The following is a 26,188-nucleotide window of genomic DNA, read 5'->3' as shown; positions in this document are numbered from 1 at the left end:
CATGTACCAGACTCGTCTCACCATGGAAGAGCCCATCCGGTCACTCCTGCAGCCGAGCCTGACCGACCTTCCGCGCGGACCGCACGGCCTCGCGCCGGAGCTCGTCGCGGGTTCACAGCGCCAGCGCCTGATCTACGCGATCACGGCCGTGGTGTCCGAAAAGGGTTACGCCGCAACGACCGTGACCGATGTCACGTCACGGGCAGGCGTGTCCCGCAAGACCTTCTACGAGCACTTCGCCGACAAGGAGGAGTGCTTCGCGGCCGCTTCGGACACCGGTCGGGACCTGATGATCAAGCGACTTGAGGCTTCGTTCGCCCGGTCCGCCGCGCAGTCCCTCGAGCCCATCGCGACACTGCGCGCCTCGATCCGCGCCTTTCTCGGACTGATCGCCGAAGAGCCCGAATTCGCCAGGGCCTTCTTCCTGGAAACCGTCACCGCCGGCGGGCGCGCCCTGGAGCACCAGGCCTCCTGCCGCCTCTGGTTCGCCGAGACCACGCGCGCGTGGCACGCCAAGTTCCCGGACCGCCGGCCCGTCCCCGAAGCCGCCTATCTGGCCGCGGCCGACGCCGCACACGAAGCCGTCGGCCGGTGTCTGCGGGACGGGCGAGCCACCGAAGTCCCCGCCCTGGAGGGCACGGTGCTCTACATCTACCTCGCCCTGCTGGGCGTGCCGGACGCCGAGGCCCACGCGTCCGGCGCGTGAATCCGCGCGCGCGGGACGCGGCTCCGCACGGTCGATCGCCAGGTTCCGGACCACCGTGAGCCCGCCGTGCCCACGCCACGGCGACCCGCCCGGCGCCGTAGATCCTTGCCGGTGGCCGCCGCAGACCGCACGCTGTAGGCCCATCCCGTGCAATGACATGCAGGGAAATACAGGGAAGTGCGGGGAACTTATGACGGCGGCGGCCGGGACGACGACCGGGCATCCGGTGATCGGGTATCTCGTCTGGGCGTTTCTGTTCGGCGCCCTGTTCGCCTGGGAGGGCATCGGCCTCGTCAGGTCCGACGACGCCTTCCCCACCCTCAGCGACGCCATGGGCGCGGTGATGCGCTACCCGGTGGGGCGATGGGCGCTGTTCGCCCTGTGGCTGTGGTTCGGCTGGCACACCTTCGTACGCGGATGGCACTTCCTGCTCCGCGACGCGCAGTGACGGCTTCCCGGTCTCCGGTGGTCGGAAGGCCCGTACGGTGCTGCCCGTCCCGCTGAACATCGGCATCATGCTCATCGGCTATCTGCTGGTCATGGGCTACCTCGCCCTCGGCCTGCGTACCCTGCGGCGGCAGGCGGGCCGGCCCGCCCCGGCGGCCGGGAGGCGGGGCTGGCCCGCTCTGATCAGCCGGGTGGCCGGGACCGCGGCCGGCGGATACGTGCTGCTGATGGCCGTCGTGGTCGGCTATTACCACGGCGTGGTGCGCCTGGGCGGCCGGTTCCTGGCGAGCGCGTTCACCGGTACCGCGACGCTGGTGGGGATCACCATTCCGGTGTTCCTCGCCGTGTCCTGGCTGGTCGAACGGCGACGGCGCGGGCGAAACTCGGGAGCCGCCGAGCACGGCGACTGAGCTCGAGCCGACGAGAATGGCGTCGTGCGCACAGTGTCACTCCGGCAGCGGCTGCGGGCCTGGCTCAGCCGCGCCTTCTACGGGGAGAACAGCCAGATTCGCAAGCCGACGGCCGAGGAGTACCGGGCGATCACCCGTGGCCGGGGCCGAGGGTGGCGCGACCGCGGCCACGGCTGAGGGCCCGCCGACGAGTACCTGGCGATCACCCATGGCCAGGACCGCGACCGGCGCGACCGCGACCGCGGCCACGGCTGAGCGCGGCGGCGCGGTCCAGGAGGAGCGCGCGCTCCGGGGCGTTACGGGTGAGGGAAGCCGCGCGCTCCAGCTCCTGGCGGGCCTCGTCGGTGCGGCCGAGCCGGGCGAGCAGGTCGCCCCGGACGCTCGGCAGCAGGTGATAGTCCTTGAGCGACGGCTCCGAGGTGAGGGCGTCGACGAGCTCGAGCCCCTTGGCCGGGCCGTACGCCATGGCGACCGCGACCGCCCGGTTCAGCTCCACGACGGGGGACGGAGCCCGCTCGGCCAGCGCCTCGTAGAGGACGGCGATCTGCGCCCAGTCCGTCTCCTCGGGAGTGAGGGCCCGCGCGTGGCAGGCGGCGATGGCGGCCTGGAGGGCGTACGGGCCGGGCCTGCCGCCGAGGGCGTTGGCGCGGGCGAGGGCGGCGAATCCGCGGCGGATGAGCAGCTGGTCCCAGCGCGAGCGGTCCTGGTCGAGCAGCAGGACGGGCCCGCCGGACGGGCCGGTACGGGCGGCCGAGCGCGAGGCCTGGATCTCCATCAGCGCGACGAGCCCGTGCACTTCCGGCTGCCGGGGCATGAGCCCGGCAAGGATGCGGCCGAGCCGCAGCGCGTCCTCGCAGAGTGCAGGCCGCATCCAGTCGTCGCCCGCGGTGGCCGCGTAGCCCTCGTTGAAGATGAGGTAGATGACCTCGAGGACGGAGGACAGCCGGTCAGCGAGCTCGGGTCCGTGGGGGACCTCGAAGGGGACGCGCTTCTGGGAGAGGGTCCGCTTGGCCCGGACGATGCGCTGGGCGACGGTCGGCTCCGCCACCAGGAACGCGCGGGCGATCTCCTCCGTCGTCAGCCCGCCGAGGAGGCGGAGGGTGAGCGCGACGCGGGCGTCCTGGGACAGCACGGGGTGGCAGGCGGTGAACACCAGGCGCAGCAGGTCGTCCTCGATGCCGCCGTCGAGGGCGGCCTCCGCGGCCTCGATGTCCGGCGCGGCGAGCTGCTGTTCGATCTCGAGCTCGTGGCCGAGGAGTTCGAGCTTGCGCGCGAAGCGTTCGTTGCGGCGGAGGAGGTCGATCGCGCGGTGCTTCGCCGTGGCCATGAGCCAGGCGCCCGGATTGCGTGGGACGCCCGACTCCGGCCACCGCTCGAGCGCGGCGACCAGGGCGTCCTGCGCGAGCTCCTCGGCGATGCCGACGTCGCGCACGATGCGCGTGAGACCGGCGATGAGCCTCGCCGACTCGATCCTCCAGACCGCGTCGATCGCGCGGCGGGCGTCGTCCGGGTCCGAATCCTTCACGGCCCCTCATCAGAGCAGGCCCGCCGCGCGACGGCAACACGGCGCGGTACGGCTCGGGCCCCGCCACCCCTGCCCCCGCCCCGCCCGTACCCCGGGCGGGGCTGGGGCAGCCCTGGGGCCGCTTAGCCTTCCGGCTCCTCGATCTGCCGGACCTCGGACGTGATCTCCCAGTCGTCCCCGTGGATCCGCACAAAGCGCTTCGCCCACTCCACCGCCTCGTCCTTCGACTTCGCCTGGACGATCGCGTAGCCGCCGATCACCTCCTTGGTCTCGGTGAACGGACCGTCGATCACGCTCTCCTTGCCGTGGTCCCAGTGCACCCGCGTGGCCTCGGAGGTCGGCCGCAGGCCAGCGGTGTCGAGCAGCACGCCGGCCTTGGTCATCTTCTCGATCAGCTTCCCCATCTCCTCCATCAGCTCCGGGCTGGGGCCGCCCTCGGGCGCCGCGTTCTCGTCGATCCTGACCATCATCATGAACCGCATCGCCATGTCTCCTTGTCGCTTCCATGCCTTGTCAATGCCGTGCCGGTGCCTCGTGGCTCCGGTTCCGGCGGTGAGCCGGGCTCCGCGACCGTTCCGCCGCCGAAACCCTGCCTCTACTGACGCATCGAACGGGGGACCGCCGAATCGACACGACGGGCGAAGTTTTTTCGCGGCTCGGTTACGCTCCCCCAAGGGATCAGCCACCCCGACCAACGGAGGCCGCCATGCCCGAGATGGCCGCGCCGAGGCAGCGGAGGAACCGCACCAGCCTCGCCCACAAGGTGAGCTACGCCGTGCGGCACCCGCAGCGCGTGCCCGCACACCTGCGGCGGGCCGCCCGCGACGCCTGGCTGCGGGCCAGACACCGCGACCACATCGCGTACTACCGGGCCGTGATGGCCTCGGACACCGCGCGGAGTCCGGAGGGGGCGGTCGGGAGCGCGTCGCAGGAGCGCTGGCTGGCGCTCGGGCAGATGCAGTTCGACTACCTCACGGAGCACGGGCTGAAGCCGCAGGACCGGATGCTGGAGATCGGCTGCGGGAACCTGCGGGCGGGCTGGCGCTTCATCGACTATCTCGAGCCGGGCCACTACTACGGCATCGACATCTCGCCGGACATCCTGGTCGAGGCCGAGAGGACCGTGGTCCGCCGCAATCTGCAGGACAAGCTGCCGTATCTGGCCCTCACCACCGACCTGACGCTGGACTTCCTGCCCAGCGGCTGGTTCTCGGTGGTGCACGCGCACAGCGTCTTCTCGCACTCGCCGCTCGAGGTCATCGAGGAGTGCCTGGCCCACGTCGGCAGGGTGCTCGCGCCCGACGGCTTCTTCGACTTCACCTTCGACCGCACCGAGGGCACCGAGCACCAAGTCCTCCATGAGGACTTCTACTACCGCACGGAGACGCTCATCGGGCTGGCCGAGAAGCACGGCATGGCCGCCCGCTTCATGGACGACTGGGAGCGGCGCCCGCACGGACAGTCGAAAATCCGGGTCAGCCACCCGTAAGAACGCCTGGGAGCGGCGCCCGCACGGACAGTCGAAAATCCGGGTCAGCCACCCGTAAGAACGCCTGGGAGCGGCGCCCGCACGGACAGTCGAAAATCCGCGTCAGCCACCCGTAAGAACCCGGTTCAGCCACCCGTAGCCCCTACGCCTTCACTGCGGCCCGCGCTGCCTACGCCTTCGCCGCCTGCGCCTTCGCGCCCTTTCCCGCAGGGGCCAGCGGGCCCGCGCGGCGCAGGACGGCGTAGCCCACGCCGATGCCGACGGCCACCGGCCAGTCGAGGACGTCCGCCGCGCCCAGCACACCGAGGCCGGCGTAGAGCGGCAGGCCGCCCTTGGCGGGGAGCACCTCTCGGGCCACGGCGACGGGCAGCAGCGCCGCGTTCATCGCGCCGGAGGCGACCCGGTCGACCGGGGGAATCGTGATGGTGATGCTGCGCCCGCCGGTGGGGCGCCGCTCGGGAGCCTTGCTGGTCTCCGTCGGCTTGGCCCTGGTCTTGGCGGTCACGGTTCTCACATCCGCACATGAGTTGGTTTGCACCAGTTAGTTCACCAGTTCCATTTTCAGTCTATCGGGTGTACTTCGGACCGGTAAGGGAACCGTGGGCCTTCGGGGTCCCCAGGTCCCCAGTCCCCACCGGAAGGTACGGACGATGTCACCACTGCGTGGCCCTCTGTACGGCCCGCTGCACGTCCCGCTGGAAGGCCTGCGCGGGGCAGCGGAGTTCGCCGGGCAGGTGCTCGCGGGCCATGTGCTCGGGCTGCCGCGGCGCGGGGTGTGGGAGCGCCCCGGGCGCTGCTACATCGAGGTCCGCGAGCTGAGCGGCCCAGGCGGCGTACGGGTTTCCCGGCTCGTCGAGCAGGCGCTCGAGGAGCATCCCGGAGTCGCGTGGGCGCGGGTGAACGCGCCGTCCGAGCGCGTGGTCGTGGGGCTCGCCACGCCGCCCGCGCCCACACGCGAGCTGATCGCGCTCATCGAGCAGGCCGAGGCCCGCAGCGCGGTGCCGGAAGTTCCCGAGCACGACGAGTGGTGTGCCGAGCCGCACCACCCGGCCGAGGGCCCGCGCACCGGCCCTTCGGTCTCTGCACTGGCCGCGGACGCTGTGGGTCTCGGGTTCTCCACGGTCACCCGGCTCGTGCGCTGGGCGCCGCTGCCCGCCGAGGTGGCGGCCCTCGTGGGGACGCTGCAGCACCACCCGCGGCTGCGGCATCTCGCGGACCGGGGCCTGCCGGGCGAGCAGCCCGCGGAGTCCGTCCTCCCGGTGGTCAGCGCACTGACGCAGGGCGTGGCGACGCGGGGCGCCGGTCTGGCGCTGGACGTCGCGCAGCGGGTCGCCCAGTGGCGGGAGGCGGGCGCGGAGCTCGACGCGTGGGCGGCCGCCGAGCCGGGGCTCGTACGAGGACCCGACCACGCGTCGGCCGAACCGATCGTGGTGGAGCGGCCGGGGCCGCCGCACCGGGACACGGTGGCGCGCTACGCCGAGCGGGCCATGGGGATCGGCGCGCTGGCGGGCGGCCTGTCCGTACCCTTCGCCGGTCCGCGGCGCGGGCTCGCGGTCGCGCTGTCCGCCCTGCCGAAGGCCCCGGCTGCGGGGCGCGAGGGCTTCGCGACGACGCTCGGCCGGTTCCTCTCGCTGCGCGGCGTGGTGGCCATGGACCGGGCCGCTCTGCGCAGGCTCGGGCAGGTGGACACGGTGGTGCTGGAGGAGGAGGCGCTGCGCGCCGACCGCTACGAGCCGGTGGACCTGGTGCCGCTGAGCGGGACGGAGCCCGAGGCGGTGGCCGAGCGGTTCTTCGCGCTGTTCGGCCCGGACGCGGCGCTGGAGACGCGCAGGGAGGGCCGCTGGGTGCTGGGCCCGCTCGACGATCTCGAACTGACCGGGCGCACCGGGCGGCAGGCGGCCGGGCGGCTGCGCAAGCAGGGCAGCGAGCGGATCCTCGGCCTGGCCAGGGGCCGTCGCCTGGAGGCCGTGGCGGGCCTCGCCGCGCAGACCGCCCCGGGCGCGGAGGCCGTCGCGGCGGCCGCTCGCCGGGCGGGCGTACGGGTGGTGCTGGCCACGGACCGCCACCAGCCCGCGTTCTCCTTCGCGGACGCCGTGGTGCCGGGTGGAGGGCGGCTGGTCGCTTCGGTGCGGGCGCTGCAGGCCGACGGCGCGGTGGTGCTGCTGATCTCCGGGAACCGCCGCGCGCTGGGCGCCTCCGACTGCGGCATCGGGGTCCACCGCGCCGGCGAACCGCCCGCGTGGGGTGCCCACCTGCTGGTCGGCGCGGACCTCGAGGCCGCCGGGCTGATCGTCGACGGCATCGGCGTGGCCGCCCGGGTCGACCACGACAGCGCCGTCCTCGCCGCCGGCGGCAGCGGCGTCGGCGCGGTCGCCGCGCTGCAGTCGGCCCCGGCGCAGGCCTGTTCGCGCGGTCAGGCCGCGGGCACCGCCGCCGGATCCGCGGCCTTCTGCATGGGCGTCTGGCGGGCCCGGCAGCTGCTGGCCCAGCCCGTCGAGCCGCCCGTGAGCACCACGCCCTGGCATCTGATGCCCGCGGACCGGGTGCTGGAGCGCCTGGGCACCACAGCCGACGGGCTGAGCGCGCAGGAGGCCGCGGACCGCGCGGGCGCCCAGCCGGGTACGGGCGAGCCGGCGCGTACGACCCTGCCCTCCGCCTTCGTCGAGGAGCTGGCCAACCCGCTCACACCGGTCCTCGCCGCCGGGGCCGCCCTGGCCGCCGCCGTCGGGTCGCGCACCGACGCCGCGCTCGTGGCCGCGATCACCGCCACGTCCGCGCTGGTCGGCGGCTTCCAGCGGGTCAGGACCGAGCGCGCGCTCGCCGACCTGTTCGCCCGCTCGGCGATCGGCGCGCGAGTGCGGCGGGGCGGGGTGGAGCGGCTGGTGACCGCGGGCGACCTGGTGCACGGGGACGTGGTCGTGCTGCGTCCGGAGGACGTGGTGCCCGCGGACTGCCGGCTGCTGGAGGCGGAGGGGCTCGAGGTCGACGAGTCCTCGCTGACCGGCGAGTCTCTGCCGGTGTTCAAGGACCCGGCGCCGGTGGTCGCCGCGCGGATCGCGGACCGCCGCTCGGTGCTCTACGAGGGCTCGACCGTCTCCGCGGGACGCGCGACGGCCGTCGTGGTGGCCACCGGGTCCGCCACCGAGGTGGGCCGCAGCATGGCCACGGCCCGCCGCTCCGCCCCGGTGACGGGCGTGGAGGCACGGCTGACCAAGCTGACCAGGGCCGGACTGCCGGTGGCGCTCGGCTCCGCGGCCGCGGTGGCCGGGGCGGGCCTGCTGCACGGGCACCGCATCACCGACACCCTCGCCTCGGCGGTGAACCTGGCCGTCGCGTCCGTCCCCGAGGGCCTGCCGTTCCTGGTCAACGCGGCGCAGTTGGCGGCCGCCAGGCGCCTCGCGGACCACGGCGCGCTGGTGCGCAACCCCCGGACGATCGAGGCGCTCGGCCGCGCCGACGTGCTGTGCTTCGACAAGACCGGCACCCTCACCGAGGGCCATCTCCAGCTGGCGGCGGTCAGTGACGGCGAGTCCGCGCAAGCCCTGGAACGGCTCGGCGCCGACCACAAGGCAGTGCTGGCCGCCGCGCTGCGCGCCACCCCGCCCGCGCGCCAGGCCGAGCCGATGGCCCATCACACGGACCAGGCGGTGGCGGCCGGAGCCCGCAGGGCCAAGGTGGCCGTACGGCGCGGGGCGGCCCGCTGGCGGCGCACCGACTCCCTGGCCTTCGAGCCGTCGCGCGCCTACCACGCCACCGCGGGTCGTACGTCGCACGGCGTGCTGCTCAGCGTGAAGGGCGCCCCGGAGAACGTGCTGTCCCGCTGCCGCCGCAGGCGCCTGCACGGCACGACGGCCGCGCTCGACGAGGCCGGGCGCAGCGACCTGACGGCCATGGCGGAGGAGCTCGCGGGCGCGGGCCGCCGGGTCCTGGCCGTGGCCGAGCGCACCATGCGGGCGGACGCCCAGCTCACCGACGACGCCGTGGACGACCTCGTCTTCCTCGGGTTCATCACGCTGGCCGACCCGGTCCGTACGAGCGCCGCCCCCGCCACGGCGCGGCTGCGCGAGGCCGGGGTGCAGATCGTCATGCTCACCGGCGACCACCCGGCCACCGCCGACGCCATCGCGGCCACCGTCAGCGCGGACACGGAGCTCACGGTGTCGACCGGGCCGGATCTCGACGAGCTCGACGACGCCGAACTCGACGCGCTGCTCCCCACCGTGGACGTCATCGCCCGGTGCAGCCCGCACCACAAGGTCCGTATCGTCCAGGCCTACCAGCGGCTCGGCCGGGTCGTCGCGATGACGGGCGACGGGGCGAACGACGCTCCTGCGATCCGGCTCGCCGACATCGGGATCGCCCTCGGGCGGCGCGGCACACCGGCCGCGACGGCGGCCGCGGACCTGGTCGTCGGGGACGACCGGCTGGAGACGATCATCTCGGCGCTGATGGAGGGCCGGGCCATGTGGGCGTCGGTCCGCGCCGCCCTCGCGATCCTCATCGGCGGGAACCTCGGCGAGGTCTCCTTCAGCGTGCTGGCCGCTGCCCTGACCGGCACCGCGCCGCTCAACGCCCGCCAGATCATGCTGGTCAACCTGCTCACCGACCTGGCCCCCGCCCTGGCCATCGCCGTACGCGAGCCGACCGCCGGGGTCGGCGAACGGCTGCTGCGCGAGGGTCCGCACCAGTCCCTGGGCGCGGCACTGACCTACGAGATGGTGGTGCGCGGCGCCACCACGACCTTCGGCGCGGGACTGGCCTGGGGCCTCGCCCGCCTCACGGGCACGCAGCGCCGCGCGAGCACGGTGGCGCTGGCCGCCGTCGTCGGCACCCAGCTCGCCCAGACGCTCCTCGCCGGCGGCCTGGACCGCAATGTCCTGGCCGCGGGGCTGGGTTCGGCCGCGGTCCTCGCGGCGATCATCCAGACGCCGGCCGTCAGCCAGTTCTTCGGGTGTACGCCGCTGGGCCCGGTGGCGTGGGGCATCGCACTCGGCTCGATCGGTTCCGCGACCTTGCTCAACGCCGTACTCGGCCCGCTGTCCCGGCGCCTGGCCGAGGCGGAGGAGGAAGCGGGGGAGGCTCCGGAGGCGGCTGGGGCGGAGGCCGGGGCGGCAGGGGAAGCGGCGGCCCGTGAGGCCAGGAAGGCCGGAGAAGCCGGGGAAGCCGGGGAGGTTGCCCGAACCGCCGCCGCACCCGCCGCCGAGTAGCGGCGCCCTGCGCAGGGTGCCAGGGTGGGTGTGGAGGCCGCCGGTGGGCCACCGGCCGGGCCGCCTGAGACGTACGGAGAGGCCATGAGTGAGACGCAGGTTGTCGTCGAGCGGTGGATCGGGGCCCCGGTCGAGAAGGTGTGGCAGGCGCTGACCGACCTGGAGTCGGCGCCGCGCGTCCTCAGCGGCGTGCAGAGTGTCGAGGTGCTCACGCCCGGCCCGTTCGGGGAGGGCACCCGGTGGCGGGAGACCCGGAAGATGCTGGGGCGGACGGCGACGGAGGAGATGTTCGTCACCGAGTGCGAGAGGCCCTCGCACTGCGTCGTCGAGTCGGAGGCGCACGGCGCGCACTACGTCTCCGAGTTCACGCTCGCTCCGCAGACCGACGAGGAGGGCGGCACGACGGTGCGAATGAGCTTCTCGGCCACGCCTCCCGGGGGCTTCGCCGGCGTCATGATGAAGGTGTTCGGCGGCCTCGGCACCAAGGCGGTGGCGAAGTCGATCGAGAAGGACCTCGCCGACGTCGCGGCCCACGTCGAGCGCCCCGCCCCCGGAACCGAGGAAGCCGAACCGGGCCCGGAGGGCCCGCAGGGCCCGGCAGAGCCGAAGGCCTGAGACCGGGACAGCACGGCCTGAGACCGGGGCCGACTGTCAGTGGGGCCGCCTAGTCTCACGGGTATGAGCCACGCCGATCTGCTGGAACTGCGCACCGCGCTCAGCGCCGCATCGGACATCGCCTGCGGCCTGGAGGCTGGCCCGTCGCGCCGGCAGGCCGACGAGCTGGTCGAGGCCCTCCGGCGGGCGCTCGCCGCCGCCGGCTCGCTCTCGTCCGAGTACGGCGCCACGGGATGCCCCGAGCATCCCCGCGGCGCCGTCGACCCGCTGTACGGGGACCCGGACGACCCGCTGCCGCCGGGCTACGGCAAGTGCCTGCTGTGCAACGACCGCAGACGGCGCGCGAGTACGCGGCACGGGCGGGCGCCCGTGCGCGGTTTCAGAGGCTGAGCAGCACTGAGCAGGCCGCCTGCTGCGTGGCCGCCCAGACTCGTCGAAGGAGAGCAGGCCGTCACCGTCGGAGCCGACGCTGTTGATCACGGCCAGAGCGACCTCAGCCCTGCTGCGTGGCCCAGAACTCGTCGAAGGAGAGCAGGCCGTCACCGTCGGAATCGGCGCTGTTGATCACGGCCTGAGCGACGGTCTCGGTGACGAACGGGTCGCCGAGCTGGGCCATCACGCTCTTGTACTCGCTCGCCGAGATCAGTCCGTCCTTGTTGAGGTCGTACCGCTCGAACGCGCGCCGCGCCGCCTCGATGTCCGCCACTGGTCCTCCCCTTGGGTGCTGCACTGGTGCTTGCCAAACGGGAACACACTATCGGCTCGGTCCGCTGCGGCCGGAGACGGCTGTCGTCTGCCATGAGTGACGCTCTGTCCGTCCCGTGGTGAACCTCTCGAACCCCGCACCCCCGGTTCACCGATGACCCCCGTGCACGGTCAACCGGGGGCGGGGCCCCAGGAGCTGCCGTCCGCCTCTGCGGCACCGCGTCAGCTCAGCGTGCCTCTTCGGGAACGTCCCTTTCGCACCTGGACGCCTACGACTCTAGGGATGCGCGATCCACCGCTCCACCGAGTTTTTCTCCGGTGCCACGGACGCCACGGGTGCCACCTCCGCCAACTGACGCCGCCTCAGCGGAAGATGCCGGTGTGGCCGAGCGAGTAGCGGCCCGGCTGCGGGTAGACGGCGAGGCCGTGCGGGCCGCCGCCGACCGGGATGCGAGCCAGCTGCTTCCCGGTGCGGGTGTCGATCGCGTAGACCTCGGAGTCGTAACGCCCTGAGAGCCACAGCACCTTGCCGTCGGTCGAGACGCCGCCCATGTCGGGGCTGCCGCCGTCCGGCAGCTTCCACTTCTTCTTCAGCTTGCGGCTGCGGAAGTCGAAGACGGAGATGGTGCCCTCGCCGCGGTTCGAGATGAACATCGACTTCGAGTCGCGGCTGACGTAGAGGCCGTGGGTGCCCCTGCCGGTGGGCATCAGCTTCGGCGTGCTGAACGTGTCGCCGTCGAGGACCCAGACGCCGTGGGCCATCATGTCGGCGACGTACCAGGTCTTCCCGTCCGGCGAGATCTTCACGTCCTGCGGCATGGCGCCGCGGAAGGGCAGCCGCTGCTGGTCGACGACCTCCATCTTCTCGGTGTCGACCTTGAGGAGTTCGGCGGAGAACTCGCAGGAGACGATGAAGTAGCGGCCGTCGGGCGAGAAGTCGGCGTGGTTCACGCCGTAGCAGGAGACGGGGACGGTCTTCTTGACGGCCATGGTGTGCGGGTCGCGGAAGACCAGCTCGCGGTCGAGGGAGGCCATGACGACCGCGTACTTGCCGTTGGGCGTGAAGTAGAGGTTGTACGGGTCGTGGACGTCGACCGGCCTGCCCGCCTTCCCCGTCTTCGGGTTGATGGGGGTGAGCGTGTGGCCGCGGTTGTTGTTGACCCAGAGCGTCTTCAGGTCCCAGGACGGGACCACGTGCTGCGGCTGAATGCCGACCTTGATGGTGTCGATCACCTCGTACGTCTTCGGGTCGATGACCGACACCGTGTTGGAGGTGGTGTTGGGCACGTAGATCCGGGACGGGAAGTCCTTGACCACCGGGGACAGTTGGCCGGGGCGGTCGGCCGCGTAGATGTCCTTGGGGTCGAGCACCGGCGGCATGCCGGGCAGACCCGCCGGTACGGGCCGCGGGGACCTGCTGGGCGGCTGCGACGGGGCGCCGTGGCTGCGCGAGGCGCGGTCGCGGTCCTCGGAGGAGGAGGACGCGCAGCCGGAGGCGACGGCGAGGAGGGCAGCGGCGAGCAGGGCGGCGGGGCGGGCGGCGGCAGGACCCCGGCGCGGAAGGCGGGAACCCCCGCCTCCCGGAGGATCTGCGGCAGCCGGCCCATGGTGGTGTACGGCTCTCACGCGGCCATTGAACGGCCCGCGAAGGCGATGAGCCCGCTATTAACCCATTTGGCAGCCGTGACGTGTCGGGTCCGGGGTCGCAGGCTTCAGCGGTCCGTGACCCGCATTTCGAACCAGGTCGTCTTGCCGCGCGGGAGCAGGTCGACGCCCCACCGGTCGGAGAGCTTGTCCACCAGGAACAGGCCGCGGCCGCTCGTGTCCAGCTCGTGCACCGGCATCAGACAGGGCAGGCCGCGCGAAGGGTCACGCACCTCGATCCGGATCCAGCCGCGGCGGCGCAGCATCCGCAGCCCGAAGCTGCGGGCCCCGGTGTGCCGTACGGCGTTCCCGACCAGCTCGGAGACGAGGAGAACGGCATGCTCGGCGTACTGCACATTGAGCCCCCAATGGCGCAGCACGACCGACTGAGCGAGACGGCGGGCCGTGGCGGCGGATTCCGGGCGCGAGGGCAGCTGCACCTCCTCGACCGTCGGATTGCCGAACAGGTCGAGAGCCTTGAGAGCGTGCTCGTCCTCAACGGACGGCACCCACCGCGCCGCGGTCGCGCCGGTGCGGCGCTGCGGCTGATCCATCTCTCCGAGGCCCGCCATGCCCCCATCATGGCCGCCCTGCGCGGCCTCTCGTGCGGGAACCGTGCAATTGCAGATGTCGGAATATCCGATTCCGCCCCCGCTCCCGACATACGCCCGAGGCAGCCTGCAACCGCTCCCAACTCATCCGACCTGCGATGACGTTCCGCAGGCGCATGATCGCTGAGCGTCCCGCAAGGGTACGGTTCAAGGGTGGTTCAGGGTCGGCACAATTCGCCCGCACGAGGTCGGGCGGGGGTCCGCCCGACCTCTCAACTCGGCTGTGTTCAGCGGAACCTCAGCGGAACTTGGCCTTGCCCGGGCCCTCTTCGACGAAGCTGCGCATGCCCGTCTCCCGGTCCTCGGTCGCGAACAGGCCCGCGAACCAGTTCCGTTCGATGGTGAGCCCGGTGTCGATGTCCGTCTCGAGCCCGGCGTCGATGGACTCCTTCGCGGCCCGGAGCGCGATGGCGGGGCCCTGCGCGAGCCTGGCGGCCCACGCGCGCGCCTCCTCGTACACCTCGTCCGCGGGCACGACCCGGTCCACCAGGCCGATGGCGAGAGCTTCCTCCGCCTTAACCTGCCGCCCGGTGAAGATCAGGTCCTTGGCCTTGGAGGGGCCGACGAGGCGGGACAGGCGCTGGGTGCCGCCCGCACCGGGGATCAGGCCGAGCAGGATCTCCGGCTGGCCCAGCTTGGCGTTGTCGGCGGCGATGCGGATGTCGGCGCACAGCGCCAGCTCGCAGCCGCCGCCCAGGGCGTAGCCGGTGACGGCGGCGACGACGGGCTTGGGGATACGGGCGACGGCGGTGAAGGAGTCCTGCAGGGCGCGGGACCTGGCCACCATGGCGGCGTGGTCCATGGCCTGCATCTCCTTGATGTCCGCGCCCGCCGCGAACACCTTCTCGCCGCCCCAGAGGATCACGGCCCGCACGTCGTCCCGGCGCCCCGCCTCCTCGGCGAGCTCGCGAAGCCGGTCCTGGGTGGCGATGTCCAGGGCGTTCATCGGCGGGCGGTCGAGACGAATGGTGCCGACGCCCTCGGAGACCTCGAGTTGCACAGTCATGGGGGAAGGTTAGCCCTCGTTAACCGACGAGGCGATGGGGGCTGCTGGTGCCGACGCCCTCGGAGACCTCGAGTTGCACAGTCATGGAGGGAAGGTTAGCCCTCGTTAACGAGAAGAGGCCCGGTGCCGTTGCTCACAGCACCGGGCCCCTTTCGGGAATCCGGGCCGCCCTACTGCGGCGCCTTCCACTCGTCCCAGTCCATGTTCCAGCCGTTGAGCCCGTTGTCCGGCTGGATCTGCTTGTCCTTGGAGTTCTTCACGATCACGACGTCGCCGAGGAGTGAGTTGTCGTAGAACCAGGCGGCCGGAGTGCTCTTGTCCCCGGCTCCCCGGACGTCGAACAGGCCCACGCAGCCGTGGCTGACGTTGGCATTGCCGAACGTCGGCCTCCCGGCCCAGTAGTTGCCGTGGATGAACGTCCCCGAGGTGCTCAGTCGCATCGCGTGCGGCACGTCCTTGATGTCGTACTCGCCGCCGAAGCCCACGGTGTCCCCGTTCATCCGGGTCACCTTGTACTTCTCGCTGATCACCATCTGGCCGTTGTACGTGGTGTTCTCCGGGGCGCCCGCCGTTATCGGGATCGTCTTGATGACCTTGCCGTCCCGCTCGACGGTCATCTTCTTCGTCTTGGCGTCGACGGTGCTCACCTGGCTGCGCCCGATGGTGAACGTCACGTCCTTCGCCTGCTTGCCGTAGACGCCGGGCCTGCCCTCGACTCCGTCGAGGTTGAGGCTCAGGGTCACTTCGGTGCCCTTCGCCCAGTACTTCTCGGGCCGGAAGTCCAGCCGGTCGTTGCCGAACCAGTGGCCCTCGATCGGTACGGACGGCTCGGCCTTGACCTTGATGGCCTTCTCGACGGCCTCGGGGTCCGTGATCCCCCTGCTGAACCTGATGGACACCGGCATGCCCACGCCGACCTTCTGGCCGTTCTCCGGGGTGAAGTAGCCGATGAAGGTGTTCTCCGGTACGAACGTGGTGAAGGTCGCGTGCTTGGCGGACTCGCGGCCCTCGGAGTCCTTGGCCACGGCGTCCACCGTGTACTTGGTGCCCGAGCCGAGGTGCGCGGCCGGCTCCCACAGGGCTCCGCCGTCCGTGATCTTCCCCGCGACCTTGTTGCCCTTGGAGTCCTTGACCTCGACGGAGGTCAGCTTGCCCTTCTCCGCCGTGACCTTGAGGGCGCCGGTGGTCACCACGTCGTCGGCGCCGTCCTCCGGAGAGATCTTGACGATGGCCTGCGACGCCTTGGTGTCGACGCCGCCGCCCTTGCCGCCGGAGGACTCGTCCCCGCCGCATGCGGTGACCACCAGCAGCAGCGCCCCGGTCATCATGGCGAGCAGGGCCTTGCCCCCCTGCCGACTCCGCCGTCCCACCGGCGCCCCCGATATCGGCTGCACGTTCACAGTTGTACTCCCCTCGCACGGGTCGCCTGCACGGCCCCGCCTGCACATCCCCCGGCGCGCGCCGGTCCAGCGCGCACGCCGATAGATAACCACACGACCTCCACAGAGAGATCCCCGGGAATGTCACGGATCAGTCCCAAGTAGCGGGGAAAAGGCGGCTCCGAGGAGGCCAGGGGCCGACCGCGGTCAACCGCGCCGGCAGGCCGGGGTGCGAGCCGGGGTCAGCGCAGGGCCGAGCCCGCCCGCCACTGACCCCAGGACAGGTTCCAGCCGCCCAGCCCGTTGTACGGCGCGACCGTGCGATCGGCGCTGTGCACCACCTCCACGACGTCCCCCACGATGGAGCTGTCGTAGAACCAGCGCGCCGGAGTGAGCGCCCTCCCGCCCTGCACATCGTGCAGCCCGATGCAGCCGTGGCTGACGTTGGCCGCCCCGAACGTCCCTCGCGGTGTCCAGTAGTTGCCGTGCAGGAACGTCCCGGACGTGGTCAGCCGCATCGCGTGCGGCACGTCGGGGATGTCGTACTCGCCGCCGAAGCCGACCGTCGCCCCGTCCATCCTGGTCACGTCGTGCCGCGCCATCACCACCATCTTCCCGTTGTAGGTGGGGGTGTGGGGCGCGCCCGCGGTGATCGGCAGGGTCGCGAGTTCCCTTCCGTCCCTGCGCACGGTCATGGTGTACGCGGCGGTGTCGACCGTGCTCACCTGGCTGCGGCCGATGGTGAAGCGCACCGTCTTGTGCTGGATCCCGTACGCGCCCGGGGCCGCCTTCACGCCGCGCAGCCGGATCCGTACCGAAACCGCGGTGCCGGCCCTCCAGTACGTACGCGGCCGGAAGTCGAGCCGCCGGTTCCCGAACCAGTGCCCGGCGACCTTCACCGGCGGGCGGGCGGTGATCCGGATGCCGCGTTCGACGGCGGCGCGGTCGGCGATGGGGCGGTCGAAGTCGAACGACACGATCATGCCGGTGCCGACGACCGAGCCGTGCTCGGGGCGGAAGAAACTCATGAAGCGGTGCTCGGGCACGAAGGTGGTGAACGACGTGTGGCGCGCGATACGGCGGCCGTGTCCGTCGACGGCGACCGCGTCCACGCTGTACTTGCCGGCCAGTTCGAGCCCCGCGTCGCCGGAGGGGCGCCAGCGCAGCCCGTCCAGGCTGATCCGCCCGGCCAGCGGCCGCCCGCGGACGCCCCCGACCCGTACGACCCTGACCCGCTCGAGCCGCCCGTCGGTCACGGACACCTCGACGGGAGCCCAGGACCGTACGCCTTTCGCGCCGTTGGCCGGCGTGACCCTGATCGCCTGCTCGGGCGGCAGCGGCGGCCGCGGCAGTCCGATCCCCGACACCCCGCAACCCGCGGCCGCCGCCACCAGAGCCACCACGAGGGCGTACCCCGCCCGTGCGCGCCGCGCGCGCCTCACATCCAGCCTCACGCGGAACCCAACGATCTCCCCCCTCCGGTGGAAACGTGAGGGCAGGGTCCCGAGCGGGCAGGAATGCTCCGAGGACCAGAGGCCGGGGCCCGCGGGAGGGACGCCGCGGGCCACCGCTCGATCAGCCGCGAGCTGCGGGAGGCTGCCACGTGTCGAGCGCACCCGAGCAGGAGCACCTGCCGGAGCAGGCCACCGCCGCCGGAGAGCCGAACGGCCACCGCACGGACGCGCCCGTGCCCGCACCGGCGGCGAGTGCGGCCGGGCGGCCGGTCCGGCCCGCCCGGCCGGGGAGTCCGCAGCCGCTCGGGGCGCGGTTCCGGGTCGGGGCCGATGGGGTGGCGGGGACGAACTTCGCGCTGTGGGCGGGCGGGGCCGAGGCCGTGGAGGTCTGTCTCTTCGACGAGGACGGCACCGAGACGCGCTGCCCGCTGGGCGAGCTGACACACGAGATCTGGCACGGTTTCGTGCCCGGCGTGCTTCCCGGGCAGCGGTACGGCTTCCGGGTGCACGGCCGCTGGGACCCGTGGACCGGCGCCCGCTGGAACCCGGCCAAGCTGCTGCTCGACCCGTACGCGCGGGCGGTGGACGGCGACTTCGGCCTCCCCGCCGAGGCAGACGGGCACGTACGGGACAGCCTCCCCGCCGAGGCAGACGGGCACGTACGGGACAGCCTCCCCGCAGAGGTGTATGGGCACGTGCGGGACTGGCCCCAGCAGCACGTCGCCGACACCGTCCGCGACGACCGCGACTCCGCGCCGTACGTCCCCAAGGGCGTGGTCGTGCACGACGACGCCGCCGACCACGACGAGTGGGCCGACGACCGCCGCCCGAAGACGCCGTGGGCCGACTCGGTCATCTACGAGCTGCACGTGCGCGGCTTCACGATGCGCCACCCCGGCATCCCGGAGCGGCTGCGCGGCACGTACGCGGGGCTCGCGCACCCGGCCGCGCTCGAGCACCTCACCCGGCTCGGGGTGACGGCGGTCGAACTGCTGCCGGTGCACCAGTTCGCGCACGAGGACCACCTGCTGCGCCGCGGCCTGAAGAACTACTGGGGCTACAACTCGATCGGCTACTTCGCGCCGCACGCCGCGTACTCCGCCTCCGGCACGCGCGGCCAGCAGGTCGGCGAGTTCCGGCGGATGGTGCGGGCACTGCACGACGCGGGGATCGAGGTCATCCTGGACGTGGTCTACAACCACACGGCGGAGGCGGGCGAACTGGGCCCGACGCTCTCGCTGCGCGGCATCGACAACCGCGGCTACTACCGGCTCCAGGCCGACCCCCGCCGCTACGCCGACTACACCGGCTGCGGCAACACCCTCCACGTCGTGCAGCCCAACGTCCTGCGGCTGATCACCGATTCACTCCGCTACTGGGTGACCGAGATGGGTGTCGACGGCTTCCGCTTCGACCTGGCCGCGGCCCTCGCCCGCTCCATGCACGACGTGGACATGCTCTCGCCCTTTCTCGCCGTCATCGCCCAGGACCCGGTGCTGCGCCGGGTGAAGCTGATCGCCGAGCCGTGGGACGTCGGCTCGGGCGGTTACCAGGTGGGGGCCTTCCCACCTCTGTGGACGGAGTGGAACGACCGCTACCGGGACGCCGTACGGGACTTCTGGCGCGGCGCGCTCCCGGACGTACGGGACCTGGGCTACCGGCTGTCCGGCTCCAGCGACCTGTACGCGTGGGGCGGCCGCCGCCCGTACGCCTCCGTCAACTTCGTCACCGCCCACGACGGCTTCACGCTGCGCGACCTCGTCTCGTACGAGCAGAAGCACAACGAGGCCAACGACGAGGGCAACAGCGACGGCACGAGCGACAACCGGTCCTGGAACTGCGGCGCGGAGGGCGAGACGGACGACCCGCGCATCAACGCCCTGCGCCACCGGCAGCTGCGGAACCTGCTCACCACGCTGCTGCTGTCGACCGGCGTGCCGATGCTCGTCGCGGGCGACGAGATGGGCCGCACACAGGGCGGCAACAACAACGCGTACTGCCAGGACAACGAGACGGGGTGGGTGGACTGGTCGCTGCTGGAGGACCCGGGATGGCGGGCCCTCACCGAGCTGGTCTCCCGGCTGATCGCGCTGCGCCACGCGCACCCGGTGCTGCGCCGCCGCGCCTTCTTCTCGGGGCGGCCGCAGGGGCCGGACGGGCTGCGGGACCTGGCGTGGTTCACCGCGGAGGGGCGGGAGATGACCGAGCAGGACTGGTACGCGCCGACGGCCACGCTCGGGATGTACCTCTCGGGCCGAGACATCCCGCAGCGCGACGAGCGGGGCGAGCCGGTCACGGACGACAGCTTCCTGGCGGTGCTCCACGCGGACCCCGAGCCGGGCAGCTTCACGCTGCCGGGGCCGCCGTGGGCGACGGAGTACGAGCTGCTGGTGGACACCGCCCGCGAGGACCAGTCCGGGCCGCCCGGCACCCGGCACGCCGCGGGATCGGCCTGTCGGGTGCCGGCGAGGTCTGTGCTCCTCTTCCGCATAGCGCAGGAGCGATCGTGATCGTGGCCGCCAGGAGTGATGGTGACGGATCGTCACGGCACGCCCCGGCCCGGTAAGAAATCGGATGAGCACTGTCAGTGGTGAACCGTAGTCTCACAGCTGATGCCTGATACGAGCCGAGAGCCCGCGCCGTCCGAATCGTCCCCGTCCCCTCCTCACCGCTCCACCGTGCGTTCGCTGCTGCGCCTGTGGCCGTACGTGCGGCCGGTGCGGGTGCGGCTGTTCAGCGCGGCCTTCGTCGCCGTCGTCGCCTCCTGCGTCGGTCTGGTCATCCCTCTCGTGCTGAAGTGGATGGTGGACGGTCCCGTCGCCGAGCGGGATCCGGGCGGGGTATGGCTGGGCGGCGCGTATCTGCTGCTGCTCGGCGTCGCGGAGGCGGGTCTGTTCGGGCTGCGGCGCTGGCTGGTGGCGCGGCCCCTGGCCGGGGTCGAGGCGGCGATGCGCGCGGATCTCTACCGGCATCTGCAGCGGCTCCCGGTCTCCTTCCACGACCGCTGGCCGTCGGGCCAGCTGCTCTCCCGGGCCACCACGGATCTGCAGCTGCTGCGCATGTTCCTGGCCTTCCCGATGACGTTTCTGCTCGTCAACGCGACCACGATCCTGGTGGGCTTCGCGATCCTGCTCGGGCAGGAGTGGCGGCTCGGGCTCGTCCTGCTCGGGCCCGTGGTGCCGCTGCTGATCCTGTGCTCCTGGTTCGAGGCGCGCTACTCGGTCGCCGCGCGCACCGCCCAGGACCAGATCGGCGATCTGACGACGGTCGTCGAGGAGGGCGTCCTCGGCATCCGCATCATCAAGGGCTTCGGCCGCCACCGCAGCCAGGCGCGGGCGTTCAGGTCGCTGTCGCGGCGGGTGCGCGGCACAGAGCTGCGCAAGGCCCGGCTGCTGGCCGTGATCTGGGCGCTCATCCTGGTGCTTCCGGAGATCGCGATCGGCGCGGCGCTGGTGCTGGGCACGGTGCGGGTCGCCGACGGCGGTCTCTCGGCCGGGACGCTGGTGGCCTTTCTGTCCACGGCACTCGCGCTGCGCTGGCCGGTGGAGTCGATCGGCTTCCTGCTGGCGATGAGTCAGGAGTCCGCGACGGCCACGGAACGCTACTTCGAGGTCATGGACGCCCCCGAACAAACGGACCAGCCCGCGCCGGTCACGGAACGCTCCTTCGAGGTCATGGACGCCGCCGCACAACGGGACCAGCCCACGCCGCGTACCACCGAACCAAGAGACCAGCCCACGCCGGGTGCCGCCGCATCAACGGCGGACCCACCCGCGCTCGGCGCCGCCGAGCGCGGGGCCCGCACGGAGGGCGGTTTACGGTTCGAAGGGGTCGAGTTCCGGTATCCGGACGCGCCCCCCGGCGCCCCGCCCACCCTCCACGGAGTGGATCTGCACATCCGCCCCGGCGAGACCATGGCCCTCGTCGGCGCCACCGGCTCCGGCAAGACGACGCTCACCGCGCTCGTACCCCGCCTCCACGAGACGACCCGCGGCCGCATCACGCTCGACGGCGAGGACATCGCCGCGATGCCGCGGGCCCGGCTGCGCGAACTCGTCGCCGTCGCCTTCGAGGAGCCGACGCTGTTCTCCGCGACCGCCGCGGAGAACGTCATGATGGGGGCGGACGGCGCCGGCGAGTCCGGCCTGCGGCGGGCACTGGAGGTCAGCCAGGCGGAGTTCGTCCACGACCTTCCGCAGGGGGTGCGTACGCAGGTGGGCGAGCAGGGTCTGAGCCTGTCGGGCGGCCAGCGGCAGCGGCTCGCGCTCGCCCGCGCGGTGGTCGGCCGCCCGCGGTTCCTCGTACTCGACGACCCGCTGTCGGCGCTCGATGTGCATACGGAGGCGCTGGTGGAGGCCGCCCTGCGGCAGGTGCTCGCGACGACCACCGCACTCGTCGTCGCACATCGCCCGTCCACCGTCCTGCTCGCCGACCGCGTGGCGCTGCTCTCGGGCGGCCGCATCACCGCGGTCGGCACCCACCCCGAACTGCTGCGCAGCAGCCCGGAGTACCGCCTCCTCATGTCGGGCGCGCCCGACGGCCACACGCCCCACGGCCACGCCGATCCCGCGCCCGGCACGCCCGCCGTCGACGGAGGTTCCCCGCGATGACGACTGCAGTCTCCGGACAGCCCAGCCCCGACGCCGCCTTCGACCAGGACGTGCTGCCCGCCCCCAAGGGCGCGTCCCGCGCCCTGCTGATGTCGCTGCTGCGGCCGTGCCGCGGGCGGGTCTGGGTCGCGGCCGTCGTTCTGCTGCTGCAGCAGGCTGCCATGCAGGCGGGTCCCCTGCTGGTCGCGGTCGCGATCGACCGGGCCGTCCCCGCCGTCCGCGCGAACGACCACGGCCCCCTGATCGCCGTCGGCGCCGCGTACGTGCTCTGCTCGCTCGCCTCCGCCGCGCTCCAGTACGCCTTCATCCGCGCCTCCGCCCGCGTCAGTCAGGACGTGCTGCTCGACCTCCGCGGCCGGATCTTCCGGCACGCCCAGGCCCTGAGCGTGGACTTCCACGAGCGCTACACCTCCGGCCGCCTGATCTCCCGCGCCACCACCGACGTCGAGTCGCTGCGCGAGCTGCTCAACGAGGGCCTGGAGGAGCTGCTCGGGGTCGCGCTCTCGGTCGTCTACATCTCCGCCCTGCTCCTCTATCTCGACTGGGGCCTGGGCGCGGCGGCCGTGCTGTCCTTCTGGCCGCTGCACCTCCTCGTACGGTCCTTCCGGCGGCGGTCGATGGTCGTCTACCGGAAGCGGTCCACGGCGATCGCGGCCGTGATCGTGAAGTTCGCGGAGACGATGAACGGCATCCGCCCGGTGCAGGCCTTCCGGCGCGAGCGGGCCAACGACGCGGAGTTCCGGGGGCTCAACCACCGGCACGAGCGGGTGAACGGCGACGCGATCCTGGAGATGGCGCGTTACGTGGTCTCGTCCCGGCTCGTCGCGAACTTCGCCGTCGCGGCCATCGTGCTCTGGGGCGCGTACCGGGTTGCGGCCGGCGGCCTCGCCCTCGGCGTGCTCGCCGCCTCCGTGCTCTACCTGCGGCGGCTCTACGACCCGATCGACCGGCTGGGGATGTTCCTCAACTCCTACCAGTCGGCGGCCGCGTCCCTCGAGAAGATCGCGGGCCTGCTCGCCCAGCGTCCCTCCGTGCCGGAGCCCGCCGAGCCGAAGCCGCTGCCCGGGCGGGACCAGGGCCACCCCGGCCGGGAGGTCGTCTTCGAGGGCGTGCGCTTCGCGTACCGTACGGGCGGCGAGGTGCTGCCCCGCTTCGACCTCACCCTCCCCGCCGGGCAGACGACCGCCGTGGTCGGCTCGACGGGCGCGGGCAAGTCCACGCTCGCGAAGCTGCTGGCCCGCTTCTACGACCCGACCGCGGGCCGCGTCCTGCTCGACGGGGTGGATCTGCGCGACCTGGAGGCGCCGGAGCTGCGCCGCGGGGTCGTCATGGTTACGCAGGAGGCGTTCCTCTTCTCCGGCACGGTGGCCGAGAACATCGCGATCGGCCGCCCCGACGCGACTCGCGGTGAGATCGAGCGGGCGGCGAAGGCGATCGGGGCGCACGACTTCATCGCCGCGCTGCCGGACGGCTACGACACGGATGTGCGCAAGCGGGGCGGCAGGATCTCCGCGGGCCAGCGCCAGTTGGTGGCCTTCGCGCGGGCGCTGCTCGCCGATCCGGGCGTGCTGATCCTGGACGAGGCGACGTCGTCGCTGGACATCCCCGGTGAGCGGGCCGTGCAGCGGGCGATGTACACGGTGCTGCGCGGCCGTACGGCCGTGGTCATCGCGCACCGGCTGTCGACGGTCGAGATCGCGGACCGGGTGCTGGTGATGTCCGGCGGCCGGATCACCGAGGACGGCACACCTGCCGAACTCATCCAGGACCAGGGCGCCTTCGCGTCCCTGCACCAGGCGTGGCGCGACAGCCTCGTCTGACCCGGCGCCAGCGTGGCGGGACAGCCTCGTATGACGCCCGGTAACGCCCGGCGCAGGGACGTGCGCAGCAGCCCGTTCGCATAGCGGGCAGGGATCATGGGCCAACGGACGTTTTCCGGCCAACTTGCTGCCGCGCTCCTGACACCGGCACATGCGCAGTGGCACTCTTCCCTCGACGCCGCTGTGCACCCCCCACAGGTACCCAAGTGCCACGGCTCGCTCGCGCCCGCACGGCCGCACGTCTCCCCCCACAGGTTCCGCCTGCTCTTCCAGGTTCCACCTGTTCTGCGAACTGCCGTGTTCTGCCCGGCGGCACAGCCCTTGCCGCCGGTATCCCTGGGCCGACGCCTGACCAAGCGCGGCCGCAGCAGAAGGAGTCCGCGTGAGACGCACCCCCCGCAAACCCCGTAACTCCGGCAGACGTGCCATGGCCGGCGGCGCGGTGATCGCCGCCGCCGCGCTGCTCGCCACCGGCGTCCAGACCGGCACCGCCACCGCCCGCCCGGACGACCAGGACCGTACGGCCCGGGCATTCGCGAAGCCCGATCCCGGCGCCCTGCCCGTCAAGCTCCCCCCCGCCCAGCGCGCCGACCTGATACGCGAGGCGGGCGCCACCAGGTCCGCCACCGCCAAGTCCCTCGGCCTCGGCGCGAAGGAGAAGCTGGTCGTCCGCGATGTCGTCAGGAACGCCGACGGCACGACCCACACCCGCTATGAGCGCACCTACGACGGCCTGCCCGTCCTCGGCGGCGACCTGATCGTTCACCGGACGAAGGCGGGCAGGACCGAGGGCGTCACCAAGGCCGTCACGTCCCGGATCGCCGTCCCCAGCACGGCCGCTGAGGTAACCGCGGGCGCCGCCGAGGCCAGGGCGCTCAAGGCCGCGAAGGCTCAGGGCTCGAAGCGGACCGACGCCGACCGGGCGCCCCGCAAGGTGATCTGGGCGGCCGAGGGCAGGCCCGTACTCGCCTGGGAGACCGTCGTCGGCGGCCTGCAGCACGACGGCACGCCGAACGAGCTGCACGTCATCACCGACGCGCGGACCGGCGGGACGCTCCACGCGTACCAGGCGGTGCAGAACGGCACCGGCAACAGCCAGTACAGCGGCACGGTCACCATCGGCACGTCGCAGTCCGGCGGCCAGTACCAGCTGAACGACACCACGCGCGGCAGCCACAAGACGTACAACCTGGGCCGGGGCACCTCGGGCACCGGCACCCTGTTCACCGACGCCGACGACACCTGGGGCAACGGCCGGCCGGGCGAACCCCAGACCGCGGGCGTCGACGCCCACTACGGCGCCCAGCTGACCTGGGACTACTACAAGCTGGTGCACGGGCGGAACGGCATACGGGGCGACGGCGTCGCCGCGTACTCCCGCGTCCACTACGGCAACAACTACGTCAACGCCTTCTGGTCGGACTCCTGCTTCTGCATGACCTACGGCGACGGCTCGGGCAACGCCAAGCCGCTCACCTCCATCGACGTGGCCGCCCACGAGATGACCCACGGCGTCACCGCGGCGACCGCGAAGCTGGTCTACAGCGGCGAGTCCGGCGGCCTCAACGAGGCGACCTCCGACATCTTCGCCGCCGCGGTGGAGTTCTACGCGAACAACTCCAAGGACCTGGGCGACTACTTCGTCGGCGAGAAGATCGACATCAACGGCGACGGCACCCCGCTCCGCTACATGGACAAGCCCAGCAAGGACGGCGTCTCCAAGGACTCCTGGTACTCCGGCATCGGGAACATCGACGTCCACTACTCCTCGGGCGTCGCCAACCACTTCTTCTACCTGCTCTCCGAGGGCAGCGGCCAGAAGGTCGTCAACGGCGTCTCCTACGACTCCCCGACCTACGACAACCTCCCGGTCACCGGCATCGGCCGGGCCAACGCCGAGAAGGTGTGGTTCAAGGCACTGACCGAGCGCATGAGCTCCAACACCAACTACGCGGGCGCCCGTACGGCCACGCTCCAGGCCGCGGCCGACCTCTTCGGGCAGGGCAGCACCTCGTACAAGGAGGTGGCGGCCGCCTGGGCCGCGGTGAACGTGGGCTCCCGGCCCGACGACGGCGGTGGCAGCGTCTTCGAGAACACCGCCGACGTGGCCATCCCGGACGCGGGTGCCGCGGTCACCTCACCGGTCACCGTGAGCCGGGCGGGCAACGCGCCGAGCGCCCTCAAGGTGGACGTGGACATCGTCCACACCTACCGCGGTGACCTGGTGATCGACCTGGTCGCCCCGGACGGCACCGCTTACCGGCTGAAGAACTCCAGCTCCTCGGACTCCGCGGACGACGTCAAGGCGACGTACACGGTCAATGCCTCGTCCGAGGCGGCGAGTGGCACCTGGAAGCTCAGGGTCCAGGACGTCTACAGCATCGACACCGGATACATCAACAGCTGGAAGCTGACGTTCTGATCTGACGTCAGCCGCACGTCCATGGCGGCGTCCGGGACGACTTGGCCCGGGCGCCGCTCTCGTTCGCATTCCGAACAGGGATCTCTGTCTAACGAACCAAATCCGGCCAACCTCGCGCACGCATCCTGACATGTTCGC

21 protein-coding genes are annotated in these 26,188 nt (G+C 72.3%); 12 read left to right on the top strand and 9 right to left on the bottom strand.

Going from position 1 to position 26,188, the window contains the following annotated elements:
- The first annotated feature begins 1 nt into the window (after position 1).
- The 4 genes from ACTWP8_RS05685 to ACTWP8_RS05670 all read left to right on the top strand — a co-directional run bounded on the left by ACTWP8_RS05685 (position 2) and on the right by ACTWP8_RS05670 (position 1,740).
- Positions 2-706 (top strand): TetR/AcrR family transcriptional regulator, encoded by a 705-nt coding sequence (locus tag ACTWP8_RS05685; protein WP_443321040.1) that lies wholly within the window; start codon positions 2-4, stop codon positions 704-706.
- A 190-nt stretch (positions 707-896) separates the two neighbouring features.
- Complete coding sequence (locus ACTWP8_RS05680) at positions 897-1,154, top strand: DUF6186 family protein (RefSeq protein WP_443317323.1); 258 nt, start codon at positions 897-899, stop codon at positions 1,152-1,154.
- 37 nt (positions 1,155-1,191) lie between these two features.
- The gene (locus ACTWP8_RS05675; protein WP_443321039.1) at positions 1,192-1,563 is read left to right on the top strand and encodes a DUF6256 family protein; all 372 of its coding nucleotides are present in this window, start codon (positions 1,192-1,194) and stop codon (positions 1,561-1,563) included.
- 24 nt (positions 1,564-1,587) lie between these two features.
- Positions 1,588-1,740: a hypothetical protein gene (locus ACTWP8_RS05670; protein WP_443317325.1), complete on the top strand. Its 153-nt coding sequence runs from the start codon at positions 1,588-1,590 to the stop codon at positions 1,738-1,740.
- A 25-nt stretch (positions 1,741-1,765) separates the two neighbouring features.
- Here ACTWP8_RS05670 and ACTWP8_RS05665 read toward each other — a convergent pair whose 3' ends face one another.
- Both ACTWP8_RS05665 and ACTWP8_RS05660 read right to left on the bottom strand, forming a co-directional pair.
- Positions 1,766-3,088, bottom strand: coding sequence for an RNA polymerase sigma factor (locus tag ACTWP8_RS05665; protein ID WP_443321038.1), 1,323 nt, complete (start codon positions 3,086-3,088; stop codon positions 1,766-1,768).
- A 122-nt stretch (positions 3,089-3,210) separates the two neighbouring features.
- Positions 3,211-3,570, bottom strand: coding sequence for a YciI family protein (locus ACTWP8_RS05660; RefSeq protein WP_443321199.1), 360 nt, complete (start codon positions 3,568-3,570; stop codon positions 3,211-3,213).
- A 233-nt stretch (positions 3,571-3,803) separates the two neighbouring features.
- On the opposite strand from ACTWP8_RS05660, the gene ACTWP8_RS05655 reads away from it, so the two are divergent.
- Positions 3,804-4,577: a class I SAM-dependent methyltransferase gene (locus tag ACTWP8_RS05655; RefSeq protein WP_443321198.1), complete on the top strand. Its 774-nt coding sequence runs from the start codon at positions 3,804-3,806 to the stop codon at positions 4,575-4,577.
- Positions 4,578-4,746: 169 nt separating this feature from the next.
- Here the strand turns inward: ACTWP8_RS05655 and ACTWP8_RS05650 are convergent, their stop codons facing one another.
- Positions 4,747-5,082 (bottom strand): hypothetical protein, encoded by a 336-nt coding sequence (locus tag ACTWP8_RS05650; RefSeq protein ID WP_443317329.1) that lies wholly within the window; start codon positions 5,080-5,082, stop codon positions 4,747-4,749.
- A gap of 145 nt (positions 5,083-5,227) precedes the next feature.
- On the opposite strand from ACTWP8_RS05650, the gene ACTWP8_RS05645 reads away from it, so the two are divergent.
- The 3 genes from ACTWP8_RS05645 to ACTWP8_RS05635 all read left to right on the top strand — a co-directional run bounded on the left by ACTWP8_RS05645 (position 5,228) and on the right by ACTWP8_RS05635 (position 10,789).
- A complete protein-coding gene (locus tag ACTWP8_RS05645; protein WP_443321037.1) occupies positions 5,228-9,784 on the top strand; it encodes an HAD-IC family P-type ATPase in 4,557 nt (1,518 codons plus the stop codon).
- Positions 9,785-9,868: 84 nt separating this feature from the next.
- Entirely contained in the window at positions 9,869-10,399 is a 531-nt protein-coding gene (locus ACTWP8_RS05640; RefSeq protein WP_443321036.1) for an SRPBCC family protein, read from the top strand.
- Positions 10,400-10,462: 63 nt separating this feature from the next.
- A complete protein-coding gene (locus ACTWP8_RS05635; RefSeq protein ID WP_443317332.1) occupies positions 10,463-10,789 on the top strand; it encodes a hypothetical protein in 327 nt (108 codons plus the stop codon).
- Between the two features lie 103 nt (positions 10,790-10,892).
- Here ACTWP8_RS05635 and ACTWP8_RS05630 read toward each other — a convergent pair whose 3' ends face one another.
- From ACTWP8_RS05630 to ACTWP8_RS05605, 6 genes are all read right to left on the bottom strand, one after another.
- Entirely contained in the window at positions 10,893-11,105 is a 213-nt protein-coding gene (locus ACTWP8_RS05630; protein ID WP_443321035.1) for an EF-hand domain-containing protein, read from the bottom strand.
- 362 nt (positions 11,106-11,467) lie between these two features.
- Positions 11,468-12,730 (bottom strand): YncE family protein, encoded by a 1,263-nt coding sequence (locus tag ACTWP8_RS05625; protein WP_443321034.1) that lies wholly within the window; start codon positions 12,728-12,730, stop codon positions 11,468-11,470.
- Between the two features lie 86 nt (positions 12,731-12,816).
- Complete coding sequence (locus ACTWP8_RS05620) at positions 12,817-13,392, bottom strand: ATP-binding protein (RefSeq protein WP_443317368.1); 576 nt, start codon at positions 13,390-13,392, stop codon at positions 12,817-12,819.
- Positions 13,393-13,597: 205 nt separating this feature from the next.
- A complete protein-coding gene (locus ACTWP8_RS05615; RefSeq protein ID WP_443317334.1) occupies positions 13,598-14,365 on the bottom strand; it encodes an enoyl-CoA hydratase/isomerase family protein in 768 nt (255 codons plus the stop codon).
- A gap of 170 nt (positions 14,366-14,535) precedes the next feature.
- On the bottom strand, positions 14,536-15,765 hold the full coding sequence (locus tag ACTWP8_RS05610; RefSeq protein WP_443321033.1) for a L,D-transpeptidase: 1,230 nt from the start codon (positions 15,763-15,765) through the stop codon (positions 14,536-14,538).
- A 221-nt stretch (positions 15,766-15,986) separates the two neighbouring features.
- Positions 15,987-17,198 (bottom strand): Ig-like domain-containing protein, encoded by a 1,212-nt coding sequence (locus ACTWP8_RS05605; RefSeq protein WP_443321032.1) that lies wholly within the window; start codon positions 17,196-17,198, stop codon positions 15,987-15,989.
- Between the two features lie 149 nt (positions 17,199-17,347).
- Here ACTWP8_RS05605 and glgX point away from each other — a divergent pair, with 149 nt between their 5' ends.
- The 4 genes from glgX (at position 17,348) to ACTWP8_RS05585 (ending at position 26,050) form a co-directional block, all read left to right on the top strand.
- Entirely contained in the window at positions 17,348-19,708 is a 2,361-nt protein-coding gene (gene glgX / locus ACTWP8_RS05600; RefSeq protein WP_443321031.1) for a glycogen debranching protein GlgX, read from the top strand.
- 102 nt (positions 19,709-19,810) lie between these two features.
- On the top strand, positions 19,811-21,808 hold the full coding sequence (locus tag ACTWP8_RS05595; protein ID WP_443321030.1) for an ABC transporter ATP-binding protein: 1,998 nt from the start codon (positions 19,811-19,813) through the stop codon (positions 21,806-21,808).
- Positions 21,805-23,628 (top strand): ABC transporter ATP-binding protein, encoded by a 1,824-nt coding sequence (locus tag ACTWP8_RS05590; protein WP_443321029.1) that lies wholly within the window; start codon positions 21,805-21,807, stop codon positions 23,626-23,628. The genes ACTWP8_RS05595 and ACTWP8_RS05590 overlap by 4 nt, the downstream gene beginning before the upstream one ends.
- Positions 23,629-24,055: 427 nt before the next feature.
- Positions 24,056-26,050 (top strand): M4 family metallopeptidase, encoded by a 1,995-nt coding sequence (locus ACTWP8_RS05585; RefSeq protein WP_443321197.1) that lies wholly within the window; start codon positions 24,056-24,058, stop codon positions 26,048-26,050.
- The last annotated feature ends 138 nt before the right edge of the window (positions 26,051-26,188 follow it).

It is taken from the genome of Streptomyces sp. 7N604 (genome assembly GCF_052245475.1).
In the GTDB taxonomy this organism is placed as follows: Bacteria; Actinomycetota; Actinomycetes; order Streptomycetales; family Streptomycetaceae; genus Streptomyces.
This window is presented reverse-complemented; position numbering and strand designations above follow the sequence as displayed.